The sequence below is a fragment of the Bacteroides cellulosilyticus genome (assembly GCF_020091405.1).
Classification (GTDB): Bacteria; Bacteroidota; Bacteroidia; order Bacteroidales; family Bacteroidaceae; genus Bacteroides.
Map to the genome: position 1 here is coordinate 3,143,800 of NZ_CP081903.1, position 22,903 is coordinate 3,166,702.

General features: G+C 44.3%; 20 protein-coding genes. 9 read left to right on the forward strand and 11 right to left on the reverse strand.

The genetic code is table 11. The features are described 5' to 3' along the window. Window positions 1-2 precede the first annotated feature (2 nt). From lipA to K6V21_RS11300, 7 genes are all read right to left on the reverse strand, one after another. Complete coding sequence (lipA, locus tag K6V21_RS11270; protein WP_224321816.1) at window positions 3-872, reverse strand: lipoyl synthase; 870 nt, start codon at window positions 870-872, stop codon at window positions 3-5. 51 nt (window positions 873-923) lie between these two features. Continuing rightward, entirely contained in the window at window positions 924-3,134 is a 2,211-nt protein-coding gene (locus K6V21_RS11275) for a S9 family peptidase (RefSeq protein ID WP_224321817.1), read from the reverse strand. Between the two features lie 56 nt (window positions 3,135-3,190). After that, a complete protein-coding gene (locus K6V21_RS11280; protein WP_217714172.1) occupies window positions 3,191-3,499 on the reverse strand; it encodes a HigA family addiction module antitoxin in 309 nt (102 codons plus the stop codon). A 4-nt stretch (window positions 3,500-3,503) separates the two neighbouring features. Then, a complete protein-coding gene (locus K6V21_RS11285; protein ID WP_224321818.1) occupies window positions 3,504-3,815 on the reverse strand; it encodes a type II toxin-antitoxin system RelE/ParE family toxin in 312 nt (103 codons plus the stop codon). A 162-nt stretch (window positions 3,816-3,977) separates the two neighbouring features. Then, the gene (locus tag K6V21_RS11290) at window positions 3,978-4,739 is read right to left on the reverse strand and encodes a sugar isomerase domain-containing protein (protein WP_007212505.1); all 762 of its coding nucleotides are present in this window, start codon (window positions 4,737-4,739) and stop codon (window positions 3,978-3,980) included. Window positions 4,740-4,774: 35 nt separating this feature from the next. Beyond that, the gene (locus tag K6V21_RS11295; RefSeq protein ID WP_224321819.1) at window positions 4,775-5,920 is read right to left on the reverse strand and encodes an MFS transporter; all 1,146 of its coding nucleotides are present in this window, start codon (window positions 5,918-5,920) and stop codon (window positions 4,775-4,777) included. Between the two features lie 33 nt (window positions 5,921-5,953). Continuing rightward, entirely contained in the window at window positions 5,954-6,913 is a 960-nt protein-coding gene (locus K6V21_RS11300) for an ROK family protein (RefSeq protein WP_224321820.1), read from the reverse strand. A gap of 813 nt (window positions 6,914-7,726) precedes the next feature. Here K6V21_RS11300 and K6V21_RS11305 point away from each other — a divergent pair. The 5 genes from K6V21_RS11305 (at window position 7,727) to K6V21_RS11325 (ending at window position 13,185) form a co-directional block, all read left to right on the forward strand. Next, a complete protein-coding gene (locus tag K6V21_RS11305; RefSeq protein ID WP_044262284.1) occupies window positions 7,727-8,656 on the forward strand; it encodes a TIGR01212 family radical SAM protein in 930 nt (309 codons plus the stop codon). Between the two features lie 60 nt (window positions 8,657-8,716). Then, a complete protein-coding gene (locus K6V21_RS11310; protein ID WP_007212511.1) occupies window positions 8,717-9,916 on the forward strand; it encodes an FprA family A-type flavoprotein in 1,200 nt (399 codons plus the stop codon). Between the two features lie 52 nt (window positions 9,917-9,968). Further along, the gene (nagB, locus tag K6V21_RS11315; RefSeq protein WP_044262283.1) at window positions 9,969-10,781 is read left to right on the forward strand and encodes a glucosamine-6-phosphate deaminase; all 813 of its coding nucleotides are present in this window, start codon (window positions 9,969-9,971) and stop codon (window positions 10,779-10,781) included. Window positions 10,782-10,864: 83 nt separating this feature from the next. Continuing rightward, on the forward strand, window positions 10,865-11,503 hold the full coding sequence (locus K6V21_RS11320; RefSeq protein WP_224321821.1) for a hypothetical protein: 639 nt from the start codon (window positions 10,865-10,867) through the stop codon (window positions 11,501-11,503). 47 nt (window positions 11,504-11,550) lie between these two features. Continuing rightward, complete coding sequence (locus tag K6V21_RS11325; protein ID WP_224321822.1) at window positions 11,551-13,185, forward strand: sialidase family protein; 1,635 nt, start codon at window positions 11,551-11,553, stop codon at window positions 13,183-13,185. Window positions 13,186-13,190: 5 nt separating this feature from the next. Here K6V21_RS11325 and K6V21_RS11330 read toward each other — a convergent pair whose 3' ends face one another. The 4 genes from K6V21_RS11330 to K6V21_RS11345 all read right to left on the reverse strand — a co-directional run bounded on the left by K6V21_RS11330 (window position 13,191) and on the right by K6V21_RS11345 (window position 17,757). Beyond that, complete coding sequence (locus tag K6V21_RS11330; protein WP_044262279.1) at window positions 13,191-14,201, reverse strand: AI-2E family transporter; 1,011 nt, start codon at window positions 14,199-14,201, stop codon at window positions 13,191-13,193. Window positions 14,202-14,252: 51 nt separating this feature from the next. Then, window positions 14,253-14,867 (reverse strand): L-threonylcarbamoyladenylate synthase, encoded by a 615-nt coding sequence (locus tag K6V21_RS11335; protein ID WP_044262278.1) that lies wholly within the window; start codon window positions 14,865-14,867, stop codon window positions 14,253-14,255. 73 nt (window positions 14,868-14,940) lie between these two features. Beyond that, a complete protein-coding gene (locus K6V21_RS11340) occupies window positions 14,941-16,950 on the reverse strand; it encodes an AAA family ATPase (protein WP_217714168.1) in 2,010 nt (669 codons plus the stop codon). 21 nt (window positions 16,951-16,971) lie between these two features. Beyond that, a complete protein-coding gene (locus K6V21_RS11345; protein WP_217714167.1) occupies window positions 16,972-17,757 on the reverse strand; it encodes a Cof-type HAD-IIB family hydrolase in 786 nt (261 codons plus the stop codon). A gap of 138 nt (window positions 17,758-17,895) precedes the next feature. Here K6V21_RS11345 and K6V21_RS11350 point away from each other — a divergent pair, with 138 nt between their 5' ends. From K6V21_RS11350 to K6V21_RS11365, 4 genes are all read left to right on the forward strand, one after another. Further along, window positions 17,896-18,774, forward strand: a complete 879-nt coding sequence (locus K6V21_RS11350) for a prenyltransferase (RefSeq protein ID WP_217714166.1) — start codon at window positions 17,896-17,898, stop codon at window positions 18,772-18,774. A 1-nt stretch (window position 18,775) separates the two neighbouring features. Continuing rightward, entirely contained in the window at window positions 18,776-19,393 is a 618-nt protein-coding gene (locus K6V21_RS11355; RefSeq protein ID WP_026367752.1) for a CPBP family intramembrane glutamic endopeptidase, read from the forward strand. Between the two features lie 153 nt (window positions 19,394-19,546). Next, window positions 19,547-20,713 (forward strand): MalY/PatB family protein, encoded by a 1,167-nt coding sequence (locus tag K6V21_RS11360; protein ID WP_224321823.1) that lies wholly within the window; start codon window positions 19,547-19,549, stop codon window positions 20,711-20,713. 48 nt (window positions 20,714-20,761) lie between these two features. After that, on the forward strand, window positions 20,762-22,420 hold the full coding sequence (locus tag K6V21_RS11365) for a helix-turn-helix transcriptional regulator (RefSeq protein ID WP_224321824.1): 1,659 nt from the start codon (window positions 20,762-20,764) through the stop codon (window positions 22,418-22,420). Window positions 22,421-22,903: the final 483 nt, after the last annotated feature.

Consider the following 22,903-nt stretch of genomic DNA (forward strand, 5'->3'; position numbering starts at 1 on the left):
TTTTACTTCGTTTCTTTTTTGTAAAACTGTACCTGTTTTTCGGCATGAAAAGAAGAACGCACCAAAGGTGCACTTTCTACCTGATCAAATCCTTTTGCCAGACCGGTTTCTTTGTAAGAAGCGAATTGTGCGGGAGTAACGTATTCTGCCACAGGGTAATGTTTATGTGAAGGTTGCAAGTACTGCCCGATGGTCAGGATTTGACATCCTGCACGGCGCAAGTCATCCATCAGTTCTTCCACTTCTTCCGGAGTTTCGCCTAATCCTACCATGATTCCTGATTTTGCTGTGACTCCGCTGTCGGCTATCTGGCGTATTACTTCCAGGCTTGTTTCGTAGCGGGCTGCACTACGTACCAGTGGAGTGATGCGTTTCACCGTTTCCATATTGTGGGAGATAATTTCCGGTTGTGCTTCAATGACCTGGGATACCAATTCTTTTCTTCCTTGAAAGTCGGGGATCAGCACCTCGATGGTAGTTTCCGGATTGAGGCGTTTGATTTCGCGTATGGTGCATGCCCAATGTGCAGCGCCGAGGTCCGGTAGATCATCCCGGTCTACGGAAGTGATGACAGCATGGGACAGTTTCATCAAGGCTATGGATTCCGCCACATGGGTAGGCTCTTCCATATCTAATGGAAGCGGTTTACCTGTCTGTGTATTACAGAATTTGCAGCAACGGGTACAGATGTCACCGCCTATCATGAAGGTGGCAGTCCCTTTACCCCAACATTCTCCCATATTAGGGCAACGTCCGCTACTGCAAATGGTATGCAGGCAGTGGGATTCAACTATACGTTTGGTTTCGGTATACCGTTCATTGGCTCCAATACTTATTTTGAGCCATTCGGGTTTGCGTACTCTGTCTTTCATGATAGAAATAAAGAAATCTGATCTATGTAATCTGTGGTGAACTTTATGATCTTAAAGATTTTTTTCAAAGAAATTCGTCAGCTTCGTATACAGATGATAACGGGTGTTTCCGCCATAGATACTGTGGTTACGGTTTGTATAGAGTTGCATATCGAATTGCTTGTTCAACTGCACCAGGTGCTCTGCGTATTCTGCACAGTTCTGGAAATGAACATTGTCATCCGCCATTCCATGTACCAGCAATAAATTGCCATGCAATTTGTCTGCCCGGGTGAAAGCGGAAGAGCCTTTATATCCTTCAGCATTCTCTTTGGGAGTGCGCATGAAGCGTTCGCCATAAATCGTGTCGTAGTAATTCCAGTCAGTGACGGCTGCTACTGCAACTCCGGCCTTGAATACGGGCGTTCCCTCACTCATACTCATGATGGTCATGTATCCGCCATAACTCCAGCCCCAGATGCCGATACGGTTTTTGTCTACATACGGCTGGCTACCCATATATTGGGCTGTTGCCACCTGATCTTTCGCCTCTTTCACGCCAAGATTCAGATAAGTGCATTTTTCGAAGTCTGCACCACGTCCGCCGGTTCCACGTCCGTCTACACAGACTACGATAAAACCACGACTGGCCATATAGGTTTCCCAACTGATGCTCCATGTGTCCAGTACCTGTTGTGAACCGGGGCCGCTGTATTGATACAGAAGTACAGGGTATTTTTTGGATGCGGAGAAATTCACCGGCTTCATCATCCAACCGTTCAGACTTACACCATCTCCGGTCTTGAAAGTGAAGAACTCCTTCTGAGGTACACTGTATTTGGCTAAAGTCTGTTTCAGATTATCATTCGTAACAAGCGTACTCAATACTTTACCTGTATTATCATTTAGAGTAATGACAGTGGGAGTATTCAGGTTTGAATAACGATTCATGTAGTACTTCATGTTCGTACTGAACTGTGCACTGTTGAGACCCGGTTGAGAAGAAAGTTTGGTTTTCTTTCCCTTGCGGTCAATTTGGTATACAGCCTGGCGCAGCGGGCTTTCCTCATTACTGATATAATAGAAACTGTTATCATCAGCATCCCAACCCAGGAATTCTTTTACTTCATAGTTCCCACTGGTAACCTGTTTAATCAGATTTCCACCCATGCTGTACCAGTACAGATGATTGTAACCACTCTTTTCGCTCACGAAGCTGAAGTTTTCCGGATAGAAAATGATATTATCGAATACGCCTTCTTTGATATAAGCGTCACTTTCGTCACGCAACACCTGTTTGCAAACAGTAGAACGCGGATCACCGAAATACATGTCGAGGCGGTTTTGATGGCGGTTTAAGGTGATAATGGCCAACTTGTTAGGATCTTGTGTGAAGCGGATACGCGGGATGTACCCGTCAGCATCCAAGGGAACCTGCATCTTGCGGGTTACTTTCGATTTGATATCGAAGGTATGTACACTGACCTTTGAATTTGCCTCTCCTGTTTTGGGGTATTTATAAGTATAATCTCCCGGATACTTCTCAAAAGCTGTGATATGAGGATTGCTTCCGGCAAAAACAGGGAAGCTGTAAGAAGGCACTTCCGTCTCGTCAAAGCGGATATAAGCCAGCATCTTACTGTCGGCACTGAACTCCAGGGCACGGTTGAAAGAAAATTCTTCTTCATATACCCAGTCGGGGATACCGTTCAGAACGGCATTACGCTTGCCGTCTTCCGTAACCTGGCTTTCGCTGTTTCCGTAGAGAAACTTCACAAGATAGATATTATTATCCCGTACAAATGCAACCATTGTTCCGTCCGGTGAAAATACAGGTGCTTGCTGCGGTCCGCCGTCTGAAAGCTTTTCTACTATGTTATTGATTTCTCCGTTGACATTTCGCTTCAGACTATATATATAATGTATAGCTGTATAAGAGCGGCGATAAATCGGAGTCTGTTCTGTAGCAATAAGCAGTTTGCTGCCGTCAGGTGAAAAACTGTAGCTGTCAAACGTCTTAAACGGACATTCGCGTGCGGTAGCAGCATCGAACAATACTTCTACCTGTTTTCCTGTCTTGAAAGAGTATTTGATGATCTGCGTTCCTTCCGCATTCATTTGCGAATAGTGTTCCCCGTCTCCGGGAATGGGAATGACTCCGTAAATATTTTCAGCGCGGAATTTACCTGATACAATATCTTTTAAATCGAGAGGCTGACCGCCTTGTGCAAAGCCTGCCAATGTGCAGAGGCAAAGAAGAATTGCAATACTTATCTGTTTCATAATCCTGTTTGATTTCTTTAAATAGGTAAATCTGGAAATAAATTATTAAAAGAAGACTATAACAACGAGGCACACATTTTGCGTATTTCGTGTAGCCTGTTATTTAGCGTGCTTTCTTTACGGGCAACAGCCATATTGTAACGGGTTTGCATGTTGGCAAGCAGTTCTGCATTAATATTCAAAGCGGCTTCCACCATTAAGGCAAAGTCACTGGTTATGGGGCGTTTCCCGTTTAGTATCTCATTGAGCATAGTATAGGATACCCCTAAAACTTCTGAAAATTTCTTTTGAGAAATTTTACGGCATTCCAATTCTTCTTTCAAAACATCTCCCGGATGAGTTGGTATTCTTTTTACTGTATTCATAATTCTATTGATAATGATTGGTTATATCCAATACGGTACATATTGTTACAACTGTCTCGTTTCCTTCTTTTTTTATTTTGAATTCCAGTCGATAATGATAGTCTAAACGAATAGAAAAGCTATCTTTGCCATTCAGTGCTTCAAAATTTAATGAATTGAAGACGAATAAGTCTTCAATTCTTGTTGCTCCCATCAAGGTATCTATACGCTTCTGGTATTTCTTTATTACAGATGCATCAAAGCGGTGTTTCTTATCCTTGCATTTGCCATCTTCATAAAGTTCACGCAGATAGTCTTTGTCATATTCAATAACCATTGCTTTATCTTTATGTTACAAAGATAACTCTAATTTGAGATATTCACTCATTTAGTGAATATTTATTTTGTTTTATTATCAAGAAAAGCCCGTCCAGCTTTGTGGGGGCAAAGCTGAGGCGGGCTACCGTCACTCATAAATGATGATTGGGGCTTCTTTTGGTTAGAGGATTTTTACTTTCTTTTGATATTCGGCAATAGCAGCATCCAGGCGTTCGTGAGCAGTTGTGTCGCCCGGAACGTTATGTGACGGATGGATATACAGATGTACGCCGCGATCTGCCAGAATTTCGGCAACGGTAGTGATGGTCATCCATACCATAGTAACGAAACTCAGGGTTGACAATGGTCCCACCTTGTCGAAATGATTCTTCAAAGGCACGGAAGCATCTACCAAAGGCACGCAGGAGTCCACTATGATATCGGCAAGTTGGAACAGGTTCTTACCGCTGGAATGACGGCTTGCTTTGTCGCCAGTTTCTCCGGCTGAGCCGTAAACGATTACCTTCATGCCACGCTTCTTTGCTTCCAGTGCCATGTCGATGTTTACTGCATTGATTCCTGTGTGAGAGAAAATCCAGATACAGTCTTTGGAATCGAAATCATAATTCTTCATGATTGCCTGTCCGTAACCCTCTGTTCTTTCCAGAAACAGGAATTGATGGATACCCATTTGGCCGATGATTTGTGTAAAGAATGTCAGCGGAAGTTCGCACAACGGGTGAAAACCTACAAAACTACCGATGCGAGGATACATCTCTTCAACGGGAATTGTTGCGTGACCACATCCGAACGTGTGTACCCAACGGCCGGCTTCGATGGAATCTGCCATAGCGGTGGCTGCCTTTTTGATATTCTCCAATTGCGTGGCTTCCAGTTTTTCCATGATGCCATGCGCGTTTTTTAACCATTCAAGTGCTAACATAATTTTTTTGATTTTTAGGGGGTAAATAATTTCTTTTATTTGAGTGAGCGTTTAAACAATAGAAGCATGATGAGCAGGGAGGCAATCATCATATAAGGATACACAACGATACTGTATCCTTGCGAGATAATTCCCGTGAGGCTGTTCAGTAATGTCTGTCCGATCAGAGCTATAACAAGGGCCACACTGAATGCCGTTCCCGACAGAGAAGCGTACCGGCTGCCGACAATGCTGAGTATGACGGGGAAAGTAGATGCTAGTCCTGCACCGACAAGCACCATGCCTATGGCAGCACGTGCAAAGTCCGGTGAAAAAGTGAGCATTGCAAAACCTATTGCGGCCGTAATCAGGCTGGCGCGAAGAACAGTTTCCTGTTTTATCTTCTTGAAGAGAACCACCAGCAACAGACGGGCGACAGTCAGTCCGGCCACCATGCAAGTCAGTGCCATGAGCGCCCGGTTTTCGGGGATGTTGGTGGTTTGTCCCAGGTAGAGTGTAGTCCAGTTATTGCATACACCTTCGATACCGCTTTGGAAAAAGAGGATAAAACTGAGTAATAATAAGCTGCTTTCTTTTAACAACCCCAGTCCTTCTTTGATTGGGAATCCTTGCGGCTGTTTGGGGGCAGGGAAGCGTACACCGAGACAGAACAGGATACCTGCCAGCATTACAACGCCCGTGCCTTGCAGTATAATTTCAAAAGAATAATATCCGGACAGGAAACTGAGTAATACAGGAATCCCCAGCGCACCGATACCATAGAATGCACCCAGCAGACTAAGGCGCGAACCTTTCTCCGTTTCGTCGGAAATATCAGCTACTAAAGCATTTGTTTCACCGTTCAGAATCCCTCCTCCCAGGCCGATACCGATAATGGAAAGTTGCAACAATGGGATACTTGTAAAGAAAGCAATTCCTTCCAGTCCGAGCAACACGACCAGGCAACTGAGCAGCAGTAACGCTTTGTGTCCGAAGCGGTCTACAATAGGACCGAACAACAGGGAGCCTCCCAATAAACCGAGAGGCAGGAACGTCACCAGTGCGGTGGCTTGGAGATTGTCCAAACCCAGTTTGGTGGTGAGGGACGGTAGTACCGAGCCCAGGGTGATCATCGAAATGCCAAAGAAACACATACCGATGCACGCAGCCGTGAAAACCAGATTCTTGTTGTAACTACTCATATTAATATAATAAAGATAAGTAAGGTGGTAAGATTACTCGTACAGGTGCTTTTTAATAGCGAGAAAGGCAGCTCCTATCAGTCCGGCATTACCGGACAATTGAGAGGCTACAAATTCCACCTGCTTGATACTGAGCGGTTGTGCCCATTTGCAGGCTTCTTTGTAGATATCATCTATAAAGATACCGGCAGGGCCGAATACCCCTCCACCCCAGATTATCTTTTGCGGATTCAGCAGGCTGACAAAGTTGGCAGAGGCCATTCCCCACATTTCTATGGCTTTGTGTAGTACGGAAACTGCAATCGGATCTTCCTCATTGTATGCGCTGAATACATCATAAGCGGAAATGCGGCAGATAGGTTTTTGACGTAAGCGTCCTTTATAAGCTTTATTTGCACGGACTGCATCCCGCACTCTGGCTCCGATACCATTTCCCGAGGCATAATATTCGAAACAACCGCAGGCATCGTATTCTTCTTTATAAGGAGGTTGCAGTGCCATCCAGCCGGTAGCGCCGATGATGTCGTTTGCGCCGTGCAACACGTGTCCGTCGATGATGATTCCAGCGCCTATACCGGTTCCTACGGCAATGAATACTGCACTATGGCAGTCTTTGGCTGCTCCCTGCCACATTTCTCCATACATATAGCAAGTACGGTCGCTGTCGATGTAGATTTCTATATCCGGTGCCGTTACGGTACGGAGTACTTCTTGTAGCGGGTAGTTTTCCCAGCCGGGGATGTTCGGGGCCCATACACGTCCCGTCTGCGAATAGACAATGCCGGGGACACATATACCGACGCCGTCAATCTGGATACGGCTTCTGCGGGCAACAGTCAGGAGTTTATCAAGGATTTCTGCGGCAAGTTTGCCTACTTCGTGTCCCGTTCTTCCTTTCAGCAGACGCTTTCGGTTGAACAACATACTTCCGTCAGGGAGGAAAATAGCGCTTGCTATTTTGGTGCCGCCTATGTCGAGAGCGATGGTAGCCATGGTGTTATAGTATTTATAGGTTGATCTATCAAGGTTTTAGGCAAAGCTATGAATTAATTTCGTTTTCCATGCTTCTTTATAGAAGGAAATGTATGTAAAACATGTTGCTGATCACTAAAATATATTTAATGGATTCGTTCTGATGTGCGACGCTCGTATTCTATCTTGTTTATTATCAATGGGAGAAACATTTTTTAATGCAATACAAAATAAATGGTTTTATGTTCGTTAACGTTTGTCTCCGGAGCTGTTAGGTGGATATGTGAGTTATAGCAAATACGGTTCAGATACGGCTCGGTTATGTACCGGATATGCATAAATCGTATTTGATATCAGGTGATTATTTGTTTTGGCTATGTCTGTTTGAACTTTTGCAGTAGGCTTTACCGGATGTTGACCTTGGTTAACAGCCCTGCCAACCTTAGTAAACAGGTCCGTCAACCTTGGTTGATAAGCCTGTTTACCAAGGTCAACACCTGATTATTCCTAAGGCTGATGGGGTATTTCGCTGGTTCTTAGTAGAATAGTGACTGATATGAAATGAATGAATGCCTCGTCCTATATGGTTTGACTGCGAAAGTGAGAGCAACCCCTTGCCCTCACACCGGATTTTTTACTACCACCACGCTTAATATCTTAACTATCAGCGGTTACACACTAAAAGTGAGAGCAGTGAGGGTAACTTGAATCAACTTTTCATTGAACGCTGAATTCAACTTTTATGTGCGACACCTTTTTCCGGGCTCACATTTGTATCCTAACCGAAGCTTTATCTCAAAGAAAAGCCTTATTTTTGTAACAAATAACAGCTTTATGGATGTAGCACCTATATTATATAATGAGTTTCCGCTTTTCCTGAAACGTTATTTTCCGTATAAGGTACAGAAAATATCACTGAATGCCGGTTTCACCTGCCCGAATCGGGATGGTGTGAAAGGATATGGCGGTTGTACCTATTGCAATAATCAGACTTTCAATCCCGAATACTGTCGTACGGAAAAATCCGTAACTCAGCAGTTGGAAGAGGGGAAAGTCTTTTTCGCCCATAAGTATCCCGAAATGAAATACCTTGCCTACTTTCAGGCATACACCAATACTTACGGTGAATTGGAAGCATTGAAGCGGAAATATGAGGAAGCACTGTCTGTTCCCGATGTGGTCGGTCTGGTCATCGGTACCCGGCCGGATTGTATGCCGGATACTTTGCTGCATTATCTGGAAGAAGTGAATAAAAACACTTTCCTGTTGGTTGAATATGGTATTGAAAGTACCCACGATGCCACACTCCGCCGAATCAATCGCGGACACACTTTTCAGGATACGGTAGATGCTGTGGAAAGAACTGTTGCCTGTGGCATTCTTACCGGTGGGCATGTTATATTGGGACTTCCCGGTGAAACGCATGAAGACTTGGTTGCACAGGCCGCTACGCTGTCGCGCCTTCCGATTACAACTCTCAAAATGCATCAATTGCAGTTGATACGCGGTACCCGTATGGCACATGAATATGAACAACATCCCGAAGACTTCCACCTTTTCGGGGTAGAAGAGTATATTGATTTGGTAATAGACTATATAGAGCATCTGCGCCCCGATTTAGTTTTAGAACGCTTTGTTTCGCAGTCTCCTAAAGAATTGTTAATTGCACCCGACTGGGGACTGAAAAATTATGAATTTAATCATCGGATACAAAAAAAAATGCGTCAGCTCGGAGCTTATCAGGGAAAGAAATATGATATGTGAGAAAAAAAACTTATTTTTGCGGCTGTTTGAATATAGAATCAATCTAAATAAAGAAGTTTTATGAACCAGAAGACTATGATAAAAGGAAAAATACACTATGTAGGAGTAAATGACCGTAACAAGCACCTGTTTGAAGGCTTGTGGCCACTACCTTATGGAGTGTCTTATAACTCTTACCTGATAGACGACGAAACAGTGGCTTTGATTGATACGGTAGATGCTTGTTATTTCGAAGTATATCTTCGTAAAATAAAAAGTATTATTGGCGAACGTCCTATCCAGTATCTCATCATTAACCACATGGAGCCCGACCATTCCGGTTCGATCCGCCTCATTAAACAACATTATCCCGATATTGTCATTGTCGGTAACAAGCAAACCTTCGGTATGATCGAAGGTTACTATGGTGTGACAGGCGAACAATACGTTGTAAAAGACGACGATTTCCTGGCATTGGGACATCACAAACTGCGTTTCTACCTGACACCGATGGTGCACTGGCCCGAAACTATGATGACTTTTGACGAAACGGAAGGTGTACTGTTCTCCGGCGATGGTTTCGGCTGTTTCGGTACGTTGGACGGTGGTTTCCTTGATACCCGTATCAATACGGATCGTTATTGGGATGAAATGGTGCGCTATTACTCCAATATCGTTGGTAAATACGGTTCTCCGGTACAGAAGGCTTTGCAGAAATTGGGAGGATTGCACATCACGACCATCTGCTCTACCCATGGACCTGTTTGGACAGAGTATATAAGTAAAGTAATAGGCATTTACGATAAACTAAGTCGCTATGCTGCCGATGAAGGAGTGGTGATAGCTTACGGTTCCATGTATGGCCATACAGAGCAAATGGCAGAAGCCATCGCAGCGGAACTATCTGCACAGGGCATCAAGAATATCGTGATGCACAACGTCAGCAAAAGCAATCCTTCCTATATCATTGCAGATATCTTCAAATACCGTGGTCTGATTATTGGTAGTCCCACTTACAGCAATCAGATTTATCCGGATATCGAGTCCCTGCTTTCCAAAATACTGATACGCGAAGTTAAAGGCCGCTATCTGGGTTACTTCGGATCGTTCACGTGGGCGGGTGCTGCGGTGAAGCGTATGGCTGAGTTTGCCGAGAAGAGCAAGTTTGAAATTATAGCCGACCCTGTAGAGATGAAGCAAGCGATGAAGGACATCACTTACGAACAATGCGAACACCTGGCACGTTCTATGGCTGAACGCCTGAAGAAGGACAGGGAATAGTAATTCTTGATAAGATACCCCTAATTTATTAACCTGATAAAAAACAATCACAATGAGATTAATCATTCAACCGGATTATCAATCCGTATCCAAGTGGGCTGCCCATTACGTAGCCGCTAAAATTAAGGCCGCTAATCCGACGCCTGAAAAACCGTTTGTTCTGGGTTGCCCTACCGGTTCGTCACCGCTCGGCATGTACAAGGAGTTGATAGACCTGAATAAGAAAGGAATTATTTCTTTCCAGAACGTGGTTACTTTTAATATGGATGAGTATGTGGGTCTGCCCAAAGAACATCCGGAAAGCTACTACTCTTTCATGTGGAACAACTTCTTCAACCATATCGACATCAAACCGGAGAATACCAATATCCTGAACGGGAATGCGGCCGACCTGGATGCTGAATGTGCCCGTTACGAAGAAAAAATCAAGTCTTACGGCGGTATCGACCTGTTTATGGGTGGTATTGGTCCTGACGGACACATTGCCTTCAATGAACCGGGTTCTTCTCTGTCTTCCCGCACACGTCAGAAGACCTTGACGACTGATACGATTATCGCCAATTCCCGTTTCTTTGACAATGATGTAAACAAAGTGCCCAAAACGGCATTGACTGTTGGTGTAGGTACAGTGCTTTCTGCCAAGGAAGTGATGATTATTGTGAACGGACATAATAAAGCTCGCGCGCTCTATCATGCAGTAGAAGGTTCTATCAATCAGATGTGGACCATCAGTGCTTTGCAGATGCATGAGAAGGGTATCATTGTAGCTGATGATGCAGCTACTTTTGAACTGAAAGTAGGCACATACCGCTATTTTAAAGATATAGAAGCTGACCATTTGGATCCGGCTTCTTTGCTGAAGTAAATATACGGCTTGTATAAAGGTAATTTGCGCAGTTCGTTTCCACTAAGTAGGTGCGAAGCGGGCTGCGCAATAAGTCGTTTTCTATGAATGATATAGATTGCCCTTACGACGACCTGCTATGCCATTCCCTTTCGCTGTTCCGTCAATTTCGATTGTACGATGATCGCATAGAAGAGGATAATGCTTTTAACTTTTTAAGGGAAGCGGAAAAAGTAGTCAGTGATACCAGAAATGGGATTTGTGCGGCTAAATTGGGATGTGTAATAGAATGTCTTGCCCACAGATTTTATATAGATGATGATACGGATGGAATATTGGAAGAGGTAGATACCTTTCTGATTAAATTTTGGAAAGGTTTGAAGCAACCTTCTCCGGAAGCATTTATTGCTTCCTTATGGATTGGAGAATATTTTCTGCTACGCTTAAAGAACCCGAAATCCCGCCTTCATGGTCGCAGTAAAAAGATGGTCTCCAAAATCCTGTCATTTTTGGCTGATATGCTTCGGAAGCCGGAAAAACAAAAAGTACTCTGTCTTTCTTCTGTTGCTGTTTTTGAGGAAACAGTGGACTGGATTAAAGAAGTTTGTGATATGCATATTTGTGAAAAGCAAGTCGTGATTCTATTGGAGAGACTTTATCAACTTCAAGAAAAGGGGATGTTGGGGGGAGAAGCAGATGAAAAGAATTCTTTACGGCGGCAAATATGGGATTTTTATTATTGAATGTTATCTTTGTAACCAATAACACGCTATTAACTTGATCTAATATTATGAAGAAGCCGGTAATTCTGTTTTTATTATTCTGTTTACTGTGTTCAGTTCCAGTTGTCCGTGCTGCGGATACAATTTTTGTTCGGGAGACACAGATTCCTGTTCTGATAGAAAGGGCGGATAATGTTTTGTTCTGTTTGCGCCTGGACGCAAAGGAGAGCAAAGTGTTGGATGAGATCGTTTTGGATTTTGGAAAGGATACGAACCTGTCCGCAATCCAGTCTGTGAAACTTTATTATAGTGGTACGGAAGCATTACAGGATAAGAGGAAGGGACGTTTTGCACCTGTAGAATACATTTCAAGTCATACGCCTGGGAAGACTCTGGCGGCTAACCCTTCTTATTCCATACAAAAAGCGGAAGTTGCTAATCCGCAGAATCGTGTTGTTCTTGTCGCTAACCAGAAACTATTTCCCGGTATTAATTTCTTTTGGATTAGTTTGCGGATGAAGCCGGAAACTGCGTTGGATACTAAGGTAATGGCGGTTGTGACTTCCGCTACTCTGGATGGTAAGAAAGCACTTTTGGATATCGTCTCCCGGCAAGGTATTGAGCATCGGATGGGAGTGGGCGTGCGCCATGCCGGTGATGACAATTCGGCGGCATATCGTATTCCGGGCTTGGTGACTACAAACAAAGGAACTTTATTGGGTGTATATGATGTGCGTTATAATAGCAGCGTCGATTTACAGGAACATATAGATATAGGGTTGAGCCGCAGCACAGATGGTGGGAAAACATGGGAAAAGATGCGCCTGCCTCTGGCTTTTGGTGAAACGGCCGGATTGCCTTCGGCTCAAAATGGAGTGGGAGACCCTGCCATATTGGTAGATACGAAAACCAATAATGTGTGGATCGTTGCTGCCTGGACTCATGGCATGGGAAATCAGCGTGCCTGGTGGAGTTCGCATCCGGGGATGGATATAAACCACACTGCGCAGCTTGTTTTGGCGAAAAGTACAGATGATGGTAAAACATGGTCAGAGCCTATAAATATAACAGAGCAAGTGAAAGATCCTTCCTGGTATTTTCTGTTGCAAGGTCCCGGACGGGGAATAACGATGGAGGATGGTACTTTGGTTTTTCCCACGCAGTTCATAGACTCCACCCGTGTGCCGAATGCAGGTATCATGTATAGCAAGGATAGAGGAAAAAGTTGGAGAATGCATAATTATGCCCGTACAAATACTACAGAAGCGCAGGTTGCTGAGGTTGAGCCGGGTGTACTGATGTTGAATATGCGTGATAACCGGGGCGGTAGCCGTGCCGTAGCAATTACGAAAGATTTAGGTAAGTCATGGACCGAACATGAATCTTCACGCAAAGCATTGCAAGAACCGGTTTGTATGGCAAGTCTGATAAGTGTAAAAGCGAAAGATAATGTCTTGAATCGGGACTTGCTTATCTTCTCTAACCCCAATACAACGAAGGGGCGTCATGATATTACTATAAAAATAAGTCTGGACGGTGGCATCACCTGGCTTCCGGAGCATCAGCTTTTGTTGGATGAGGGCAATAACTGGGGATACACTTGTCTCAGCATGATCGATAAAGAAACTATTGGTATTCTTTATGAGAGCAGTGTAGCTCATATTACGTTTCAGGCAATAAAATTGAAAGATGTTGTGAATTAATAGCCTTATTTCTTTCCATCCAGATATTCCCTCTTGAACATATCCACAAAAAGGAAGAACAGCGAGAGTAATAGCGGTCCGAAGATGACCCCCATAAAACCGAATAGAGAAAGACCGATGACGACTCCGAATATTGTGATAAGCGGATGTATATCGGCCATTTTCTTTTGCAGAATGAAACGTATCAGGTTGTCGAGCTGAGAGATGATCAGTGTTCCGAATATCGCTAACCCGATACCATTGAACCAGTCACCGGATAAGGCCATATAAACGGCAATCGGGAACCATACCAGTGCTGTACCTACCATGGGGATGACCGTTGCAAGGCAGGTAAGGAATCCTGTAAGCAGAATGTCCGGTACATCAAAGAACCAGTAACCGATCATGGCTACTCCACCTTGTATGATTGCCAGCAAAGGAATACCGACAGCGTTGGAGTGGACAATCATCTTGATGTCGTGCACTACATGTTCTGTATTGGCTTCACTGAAAGGAAGTATTTCGCTGATGTATTTCTCCATCCTCTGTCCGCCTATCAGCATAAAGTAGAGCACGAATACCAGAACGAAAAGGTTGACCGCAAAACTACTGATACTGCCCATGACGAATTGCCCTATGGCAGGAAGTGCGGAGATAATAAAGGAAGTGGTATCCTTGCCCAGTACGTCATAACCGGTTTTTTCCTTGATGATATTTGCTGCACTTTCAATCGGGGCAATGATACTCTGCGGATCCAGATTGATATCCTGCAATTTGCTGACTAATAACCAGACTGCCAGCGCCAAAGGAACCAGAAAGAAGAGGATGGCTTCGGTAGTAATAAGGGTTGCAGCCACACTTCGTTTCATCTTCCGTTTGTCGGTCAGATGTATCATCTGTCTTCTGACCAGGATATAGATGGTTAATGCACCTAATAAACCGCCCAGAAAGGGAGTAATTTGTAGGAACAGGATTATACCCAGCCCGATGATTATAGTGATTAGTGAATATTTCCAGTATTGTTCTTTTGTACTCATATCCTTTTTGCTGTTTTCTATAAGAAACAAACAAAGTGGGCATTTGGTTGGTTATCCTTCATTCAACCAGCCTTTTCCCTGACGGATAACTTCAATTTCTCCACTTGTGCAGTCTACAATGGTAGAAGATTCTGTACCACCGATGCCACCGTCAATAACCAGATCGACAAGGTCGCCGAATTTTTCATCAATCAATTCCGGATCGGTGCAGTATTCTATATCTTCGTGCGCTTCGTGAGGGAGAGTGGTAGTCATGATGGGAGCGTCCAGAATACGGGCTATTTCCTGGATAATGGCATTGTCGGGCATACGGATACCTACTTCTTTTCGATTACGGAAAATCTTTGGCAGGCGGGTAGTTCCGTTCAGGATGAAAGTGAAAGCACCGGGCAGGTTGCGTTTCATCAGTTTGAACGTATTGTTATCTACCTTTGCATATTCGCTGATACTACTTAAATCATAGCAAATAATGGAAAGGTTATTCTTGCGCGGATCTATCTCTTTGATACGGCAGATACGTTCGATGGCACGTTCTTTCAGCCCATGGCAACCAATGGCGTACATGGTATCAGTGGGATAGATGATGAGGCCACCGTCATTCAAAATATCCACTACCTGTTGCAGGTCTTGTGGATTATTGTTCTTTTCGTAAAGTTTCAGAAGCATAGGGCTGATAATTAGTCTATATATAATGACACAAAAGTAGGGAATAAGTTTCTTATTCTCAAATAAGTGTGGCTTATTTCTTGGATGATTTTTTTCGAAGTTCTTCTGCCAGTCGCCACTGCAATGCTGCCTCTACTTCTTTTCCTGCCTGCATCAGGGCATCTCCGAAAAGTTCATGCGCTCCGGCATGCTCCGGTTTCAGGGTGGTGGCTTTGTCCAGATCAGCTATGGCGCCTTCGGTTTCTTGCTGTTTCAGACGTAATTTTCCCCGGTTGTAAACAGCTTTAAATTCAGCCGGACGTAGTTTGACGGCACGTGTCAGGCATTCTTCCGCTTCAAGATATCTGCCGTCATTGAAGAGGGTGATGCCTTTACGTATCCATGCATCCGTATATTCCGGATAAAGTTCCAGCGCTTTGTCGTAGTTGGCGATGGCGGCACGAGAGTCATGGGCAAGAGTAATGGACTCATTACCCATCAGATAATACTCACGTGCGTAGGCTTGCAACCGTTTCTGTTGCTCTGCCATTTGGGATTTTAGTTGATCGTTGTTGTCTCGTAGCTTGTTGATAACACCTAACTTGCGACGGATGAGGCGTTGAATAACAGGCTTTTCTATGTCGTATCGGGAGTGTATAGCTTTAAAGAAATGGTTGAGGAAGACTTCAAAATCTCCTTTATCGAATGCTTTGGTTGCAGCAGCATATTCTACGTCAGCTTGCGCCTGTTTCAGGGCTCGGTCTATGGCCTGCCGGTTATTGAAACGTTCGGCAAAATTCACTATTTCCGGGCGTACAAAGATATCAGCCCGATTCACAGGTTTCTTTAGTTGAATACCTTCCAGTGAGGTGCAGCGGCTGAGGGCGACGTACGCTTGTCCACCGGCAAATACACCGCCGGTGAAATCGATGACTACACGACTAAAGGTCAGTCCCTGACTTTTATGGACGGTGATAGCCCATGCTAATCGTACGGGAAACTGGGAGAAGGTGCCCAACACTTCTTCTTCAATTTCTTTTTTCTTTTCGTTGTATTTATAGCGAATGTTTTTCCAATGCTCCGGTTTGACGTCACATTCTTTCCCATCATCAGTGATGACGTAGAGCGTTTCTTCTATCTCATCGAACCCACTTACTACACCGATAGTGCCGTTTACCCAGCGGCGGTCGAAATCATTCTTGATAAATATGACCTGTGCACCCGGTTTCAGTACAAGTTCACGCGAAGTGGGCAGACTGCTTTCGGGAAAGTCACCAGTGACTTCTCCCCGGAAGGTAACAGCGTCTCCGGGCAGTTCTGCCAGTTTCCGGTCATTGATATAATCTACGTTATCGCGACGCGTAGCGAGGGTGATATACATATCTTCCTCATTCTCTTCGATGTCGGTTCCGTAGCGGGTATTGAGTAGTTGCAGGTCAGCGGCACCGGCAGTATTGCTGCGAATATGGTCCAGAACGCTGACAAAGACTTTGTCTGTTTGGCGATAGACCTTTTCAAGTTCAATGGAAACAAGGTCTATCTGGTTGAAAACCCTTGCAGAGAAAAAGTAAGGAGTAGGATAGAAGCGGTTCAGGATTTCCCGCTCATCGCCTTTCACTACAGGTTCGAGCTGGAAAACATCGCCTACTAACAAGAGTTGTTTCCCACCGAAAGGTTCGCGCAGGTTGCGTGAGTAGACACGCAGGATACGGTCTACGGCGTCAATAATATCTGCCCGTACCATGGAAATCTCATCGATAATAATGAGTTCCAGTTCTTCCAGTAGTTTTCGTTGGGGTTTGGTGTATCTGAAGAATTCGTGAATGCGTCCGCGCTGCAAACTCAGATTCGGATCGTCGGGAAGCAAAGGATGAAACGGTAGTTTGAAAAAACTATGCAGGGTGCTGCCACCAGCATTGATGGCGGCGATACCGGTAGGCGCCAATACCACATGTTTCTTTTTTATATTCTCGCAGATATATCTCAGAAAGGTAGATTTACCCGTACCCGCCTTTCCGGTCAGAAACACGGACTGGCGGGTATATTGTATGAGACTCAGAGCATCCTGGAACTCTTTGTTGTTGGTATCTACTGTTTGGGACAAAACTTTAAATATTAGAGAGGACTATATAATGGAGAAATGTTTAAGTGCATTGGCTACTCCATCTTCATCAACCGAAGTTGTGATGTAATTGGCATGTTCCTTCACTTCATCCACGGCATTTCCCATAGCTACTCCAATGGCGGCATGGCGCAGCATACTTACATCGTTGCCGCCGTCGCCGAATGCCATTGTTTCTTCCAGGCGGATACCAAAGTGGTTGATGATTTCGTCAATGCCTTTCTGTTTGGTGTTTCCTTTGGCAGTGATGTCGGCAAAAGCAGGAAACCAGCGTCCGGCTTCGCAACCAGGCAATTGAGGAAGAATCACTTGCTCTTGTTCCAGTGTGATAAACGGAGTCATCTGGAAAATCTCCTGTCCGATAGCTTCTTCGGGCGTCTTTTCCGGAATGATATCTACTTTCAGAAAGTCGTTGAATATCTTTTTCACCATTTCGTCCGGCTGGCAGACGCAGACGTCATGTTCGCTCACAAAGATACAGGGGAAATTCTGTTCGGAGGAGATGCGTGCCAATGTCTGTACGTCGGCAGCGGGAATCGCGCTCTTGTAAATCACTTCTTCACCTACGAAACAATATCCGCCGTTCATGGTTATATAACCGTCTATTAATCCGCGGTCCTGCAAGGCAGAAAGGTTGTTGATGATAACTGCGGGGCGTCCCGTAGCGATAAAAATCCGAATGCCTTTGGCTTTGGCAGCGGCGATGGCTTCGATGGTGGTTTGGGGAATAGCATGGGTATTAAAACTCACTAAAGTGCCGTCGATGTCAAAAAACAGGGCTTTAATCATATAATTTCTATTTTACTTGGATGCAAAAGTACTCAAAAGTGAGGATATTTTGTACTTTTGTCTCCTAAAGAAATCGTAAATAGTCATTATACATTAATAAAATAATAAAAGCTGTTTTTGAACGCAGTTAAATCGCAAATGAAGAAGCATTCCTTAAAAGATTGGCTGATAGCTGTACGCCCCTGGTCGTTTCCGGCATCAGCAATGCCGGTGATTGTCACGCTGGCATATTTGTATTGGGCATACGGGGTAATAGAATGGGCGAACGGACTGTTAGGGTTGGTCGGTATTGTTATTTTCCACGCTTCGGGAAATGCGTGGAGTGATTATTTCGACTTTGAACGGGGAGTGGACAGGGTGGATACATTTGGCGTGAAGACCCTGACAAGCGGGCAATTCATGCCATTGGAGATACGCAACCTGGCCATAGGCCTGATGGTGCCGGCGGTGATGGTCGGTCTTTGGCTGGTAGTCCGTACGGGGCTTCCCTTGTTGTGGATAGGTGTTTGTGGAGCTTTGTGTTCACTGCTTTATCCGTGGCTGAAATACCGGGCTTTCGGAGATTTCGTTATTTTTGTAGCTTATGCCATACTTCCTACTTTGGGTATATCTTATATTACTATGGGGAAATTCCTGCCTGATGTATGGTTGATAATCGTTCCGGTGGGATTGATTACAGTAGCCATCCTGCATGCTAATAATACGCGTGATATAGGTACGGATGTAAGGGCCCGGATTAGTACTCTTGCCATGAGGCTTGGGGTGAAGACGGATATTTTCCTATATATGTTCGAGGTGCTTTTCCCGTTTCTGTGGATCGCGGCTTGTGTAGCGTTGGGATATTTTCCGTGGTGGTCTTTATTGACGATAGTAGGAATTCTGCCTGCAATAGCCAATGCACGGACTATGTTGCGGTTGCCGAAAGAAGGGATTGGTGTCATATCCAATCTGGATGAAAAGACGGCGAAACTGCAACTCTTGTTCAGTTTATTGTTTACTGTTACATTCCTGATATAGTATGAAACGAATTATTATTCCTTTATTGATAGCTGCTTTCTTGTGGTTCTTTATGTTTTCTCCCTGGACAAGCGGAATATTCAATTTCTGGACGGCCATGAGCTTTTCGGCTATTGTGTTGATGAATATGGCTTTTGCGCTTCGTCCGCAGTGGTGGATAGAAGATGTGAAGTTCGATTGGAAGAATATTGCCGGAGGGGTGGGATTGGCTGTTGTTTTGTGGGGAGTATTCTGGTTGGGAGATAAGGCTTCCGCCTGGCTTTTCGACTTTGCCCGTCCGCAGGTGGAACTGATTTACGGAATGAAAACCGGTGAAAATCCTTGGTTACTCTCCATATTACTACTCATATTGATAGGTCCTGCCGAAGAAATCTTCTGGCGGGGATATGTGCAGAATGCACTTTCGAAGCGCTGGAGCCCGAATGTCGGTTTTATAGTGACAACATTAGTTTATGCATTGGTACATATCTGGTCGTTCAACTTTATGCTGGTGATGGCGGCGTTGGTGGTTGGTGCTATCTGGGGATTGGCTTACAGATTGTATCCGCAGAAATTGGGAGCATTGATTGTGTCGCATGCAGTGTGGGATGTGGCGGTATTTGTTGTGTTTCCGATTTAACATAGCTCTTTTGCGGTAATTTTTCATCCGCAGATGACACAGAATTACACGGATTTATAAATTGAAGTAAAAGAAATCTGCGTTATCCGCACTATCTGCGGATGAAGAATGAAATCTTGATTTACAGGAATATAGAATATAAAACAAACAGCAATGAAATACAATTTTGATGAAATCATTGAACGTCGTGGCACTAACTCGGTGAAGTGGGACGGTGTAAAGAATATCTGGGAGCGTGATGACTTGCTCCCTATGTGGGTGGCCGATATGGACTTCCGTACTCCGCCTTTCGTGATGGATGCTTTAAGAAAGCGCCTGGAACATGAGGTGTTGGGATATACTTTTGCTTGTGAAGAGTGGTATACTTCTATTTGTACATGGCTTCACGACCGTCATCAGTGGGATATATCCCGAGAGATGCTGACATTCGTTCCGGGAATCGTTCGCGGGCAGGCTTTTGCCCTGCAATGTTTCACTAATCCGGGGGATAAGGTAATGGTGATGACTCCTGTTTACCATCCTTTCTTCTTGGTAACTGAACGTATGGGGCGTGAAGTGGTATATTCACCCTTGGAATTACAGGATGGACAATATCATATTAATTTTGAGCGTTTCCGTAAAGATTTGCAAGGTTGTAAAGTGTTGATTCTCTGTAATCCCCATAACCCCGGCGGACGTGTATGGACAGCAGAAGAGTTGAAAGAAATAGCGGCTATCTGTTATAGTAATGGAACATTTGTGATTTCTGATGAGATTCATGCCGATCTGACTTTGCCTCCTTATAAGCACCATCCGTTTGCTACGGTTTCCGAAGCAGCAGCATCGAACTCACTTGTCTTCATGGCTCCCAGTAAAGCATTCAATATGCCCGGATTGGGAAGCTCGTATGCGATTACTGTTGATAAGGATATTCGTGAACGTTTTCAGACCTTTATGGAGGCGGGTGAGTTTTCTGAAGGACATTTGCTTGCCTATATCGGTGCGGCAGCTGCTTACATGCATGGTGCAGAATGGTTGGAGCAAATGCTTGATTATATAAAAGGGAATATAGATTTTACAGAAGAATATCTGAAAGAACATATTCCGGGCATTGGCATGATACGCCCGCAAGCTTCTTATCTTGTTTTCCTGGATTGTCGGGCTTTGGGGCTGACACAGAAAGAATTAACCCGACTTTTTGCAGAGAAAGCACATCTGGCTCTGAATGACGGAACTATGTTTGGTCAACCGGGAGAGGGCTTTATGCGGTTGAATATCGGTTGTCCCCGTTCAGTGCTGAAGCAGGCTTTGCAGCAATTACGTGAGGCTGTTGTGCAGTAATATCAAAAAGAAGAATCTATTTTTGTTGGCCGTACAGGTCTATACTACATGAAGAAACTCTTATATCTTTTTATTGTAAGTGGTATTCTGCTGTGTGCTTGCAGGCATACCGATAGTACTGCTTTGCTCCGCCAGGCGGATGCGGTGGTTTATGGTAATGCGGATAGTGCAATGAAACTCCTGTCGTTAATCAAGAATCCGGAGCGGTTGCCGTTCGAGGAAAAAATGTTGTATGGCTGGTTGCGTACATTTGCACATAATGTACGGGGAGCCTCCATGGCGGAAGACTCCCTGATTTTGCCGGCATTTCATTATTTTGTCGCCGGTCCGGACACGGTAAAGATGCTGAATTCATTCGTGTTGAAATCCAAATATTTATATTGGCAGAAAAAGCATGAAGAGGCTATGGCTGTACTGGATAGCGGTATTGCGGCGGCTACGGCATGTAGAGATACTTATCTGATGGTCAATATGCTTTCTGAGAAAGCAAACAGGTATGTGTACGTTGAGAAGGATTATAAAAAGGCAATAGAAGCACATCTCAGAGCGATTGCCATTCGTGAAGATGAAGGCCTGTGCTATTCTTTGGGCATTGCCATGGGATTGCAGGGAAATGATTCTGCTCCTTACTATATGGACCGGAGCATTGAACTGGTGGAGAAAAAGAAAGATACGATGCGCTTGGTGCATTATCTGCGAAACTATGCACAGTTATTATCCTATATAAATGATTATAAAAGGTCGGCAGAAGTGTCAAAACGCCTGCGGAATTTAGCGTCTGATGAAGAACAGGTTGCCATGACTGACTTGGTGCTGACGGAATGTTTCCTGAAAATGGGAGAGTTGGATTCAGCCCAATACTACCTCGATCAGGGCAGAGCGCTATTTGACCACCAGGAGAAGTTTTTAACTACAGAAAATATGATGACTTATTATCAGGGACTGATAGATTATACACGCCATCGTACATTTGATTTCCTGAAGGTGATGCGTTATAATGATTCTGTCCACAATGCCCTTTATGCCTTGCAAAGTACCATTCGGCGGAAGGATGAAAGTAAGGAATCACTTTCGAATGCCAATTTGCAGCTGACGGTAGAGCGGCAGGAAGCGCAACTGACGCTGTTAGCTTGTTTGCTGTTACTGGTTGTTACGGGTGGTGGTGCCTTTTTCTATATCCGGGCCCGTCGTCATCGTCTGATTGAGGCAGAAGAGCGAATCGAAACACTGAACCGCTTGCTGGCAGATGCTACGAAGGGAGACAGTGAACCGGGGACTGCCGGAAATGTCAATCAGGAAGTGGAAGACGGACAGTTTTTCCGAAAAATACTTTTGCAACAGTTGGGCATTATTCGTTTGGTCGCTACGCAGCCTACATCACAAAATCAAGAACTACTTCGCCGCATATCCGGCATTACGAACCGGGAGTTACCCGTAGAAAGTCTTTTGGTATGGGAGGATTTGTATCCCGTGATCGATCGTATATACGATGGCTTTTATACTCAAATGAACAGATGTTTTGGTTCTGTACTGATAGATAAAGAACAGCAGCTCTGCTGTCTGCTTTGTGCAGAGTTCTCTACAAAAGAAATTAGTGTAGTGACGCAGCAAAGCATTCCGACTATTTATCAGCGGAAGACGAATATCCGGAAGAAGCTGGGAATGGGGGAGAAGGAGGACATAGTCGGTTTTATTCTGGAGAAATAACAAATATTACCTGCTTTTCGCACACTCTTATGTGTATTCGTATTTATCGGGTTATGATGCACCACAGATTACACAGATTTACACAGATTAGGGAAGATATCTCTGATTATTAATAAATTAAATCTGTGCTAATCTGTGTAATCTGTGGTGAAATAATTCCTTTCCGCACGAAATGAAATAAAAGTTGTTTCCGGTTCACGGTACAGCCTTATTGATATCTGTCAGGGCCTTTTTATTACTCAGTCCCGGTAATAGGTATTACGTGATCCCGGTAATAGGTATTACGCGATCCCGGTAATAGGTATTACGCGGTAGCGGAAATGGATGCGCCTGTTCATGTATATAAATAGTATATAGACTCTCAAAAGGCAAATATAGAGAAATGTAAATTTAATGTATTGATAATTAGCTTTGTATGTGTCTCCGATATAGAACTTTTATATCCCGATATAGAGTGTTTGAGACATGTTTCACCCCTAACTT

Excerpts from the sequence above, each read along its gene's own strand:
- K6V21_RS11285 (WP_224321818.1), bottom strand. The coding sequence starts at position 3,815 with ATGGTTATTGAATATGACAAAGACTATCTGCGTGAACTTTATGAAGAT.
- K6V21_RS11350 (WP_217714166.1), top strand. The coding sequence starts at position 17,896 with ATGAAGAAGCATTCCTTAAAAGATTGGCTGATAGCTGTACGCCCCTGG.
- K6V21_RS11280 (WP_217714172.1), bottom strand. The coding sequence starts at position 3,499 with ATGAATACAGTAAAAAGAATACCAACTCATCCGGGAGATGTTTTGAAA.
- K6V21_RS11275 (WP_224321817.1), bottom strand. The coding sequence starts at position 3,134 with ATGAAACAGATAAGTATTGCAATTCTTCTTTGCCTCTGCACATTGGCA.
- K6V21_RS11325 (WP_224321822.1), top strand. The coding sequence starts at position 11,551 with ATGAAGAAGCCGGTAATTCTGTTTTTATTATTCTGTTTACTGTGTTCA.
- K6V21_RS11345 (WP_217714167.1), bottom strand. The coding sequence starts at position 17,757 with ATGATTAAAGCCCTGTTTTTTGACATCGACGGCACTTTAGTGAGTTTT.
- K6V21_RS11360 (WP_224321823.1), top strand. The coding sequence starts at position 19,547 with ATGAAATACAATTTTGATGAAATCATTGAACGTCGTGGCACTAACTCG.
- K6V21_RS11305 (WP_044262284.1), top strand. The coding sequence starts at position 7,727 with ATGGATGTAGCACCTATATTATATAATGAGTTTCCGCTTTTCCTGAAA.
- K6V21_RS11300 (WP_224321820.1), bottom strand. The coding sequence starts at position 6,913 with ATGGCTACCATCGCTCTCGACATAGGCGGCACCAAAATAGCAAGCGCT.
- lipA (WP_224321816.1), bottom strand. The coding sequence starts at position 872 with ATGAAAGACAGAGTACGCAAACCCGAATGGCTCAAAATAAGTATTGGA.
- K6V21_RS11320 (WP_224321821.1), top strand. The coding sequence starts at position 10,865 with ATGAATGATATAGATTGCCCTTACGACGACCTGCTATGCCATTCCCTT.
- K6V21_RS11330 (WP_044262279.1), bottom strand. The coding sequence starts at position 14,201 with ATGAGTACAAAAGAACAATACTGGAAATATTCACTAATCACTATAATC.
- K6V21_RS11290 (WP_007212505.1), bottom strand. The coding sequence starts at position 4,739 with ATGTTAGCACTTGAATGGTTAAAAAACGCGCATGGCATCATGGAAAAA.
- nagB (WP_044262283.1), top strand. The coding sequence starts at position 9,969 with ATGAGATTAATCATTCAACCGGATTATCAATCCGTATCCAAGTGGGCT.
- K6V21_RS11365 (WP_224321824.1), top strand. The coding sequence starts at position 20,762 with ATGAAGAAACTCTTATATCTTTTTATTGTAAGTGGTATTCTGCTGTGT.
- K6V21_RS11310 (WP_007212511.1), top strand. The coding sequence starts at position 8,717 with ATGAACCAGAAGACTATGATAAAAGGAAAAATACACTATGTAGGAGTA.
- K6V21_RS11355 (WP_026367752.1), top strand. The coding sequence starts at position 18,776 with ATGAAACGAATTATTATTCCTTTATTGATAGCTGCTTTCTTGTGGTTC.
- K6V21_RS11295 (WP_224321819.1), bottom strand. The coding sequence starts at position 5,920 with ATGAGTAGTTACAACAAGAATCTGGTTTTCACGGCTGCGTGCATCGGT.
- K6V21_RS11335 (WP_044262278.1), bottom strand. The coding sequence starts at position 14,867 with ATGCTTCTGAAACTTTACGAAAAGAACAATAATCCACAAGACCTGCAA.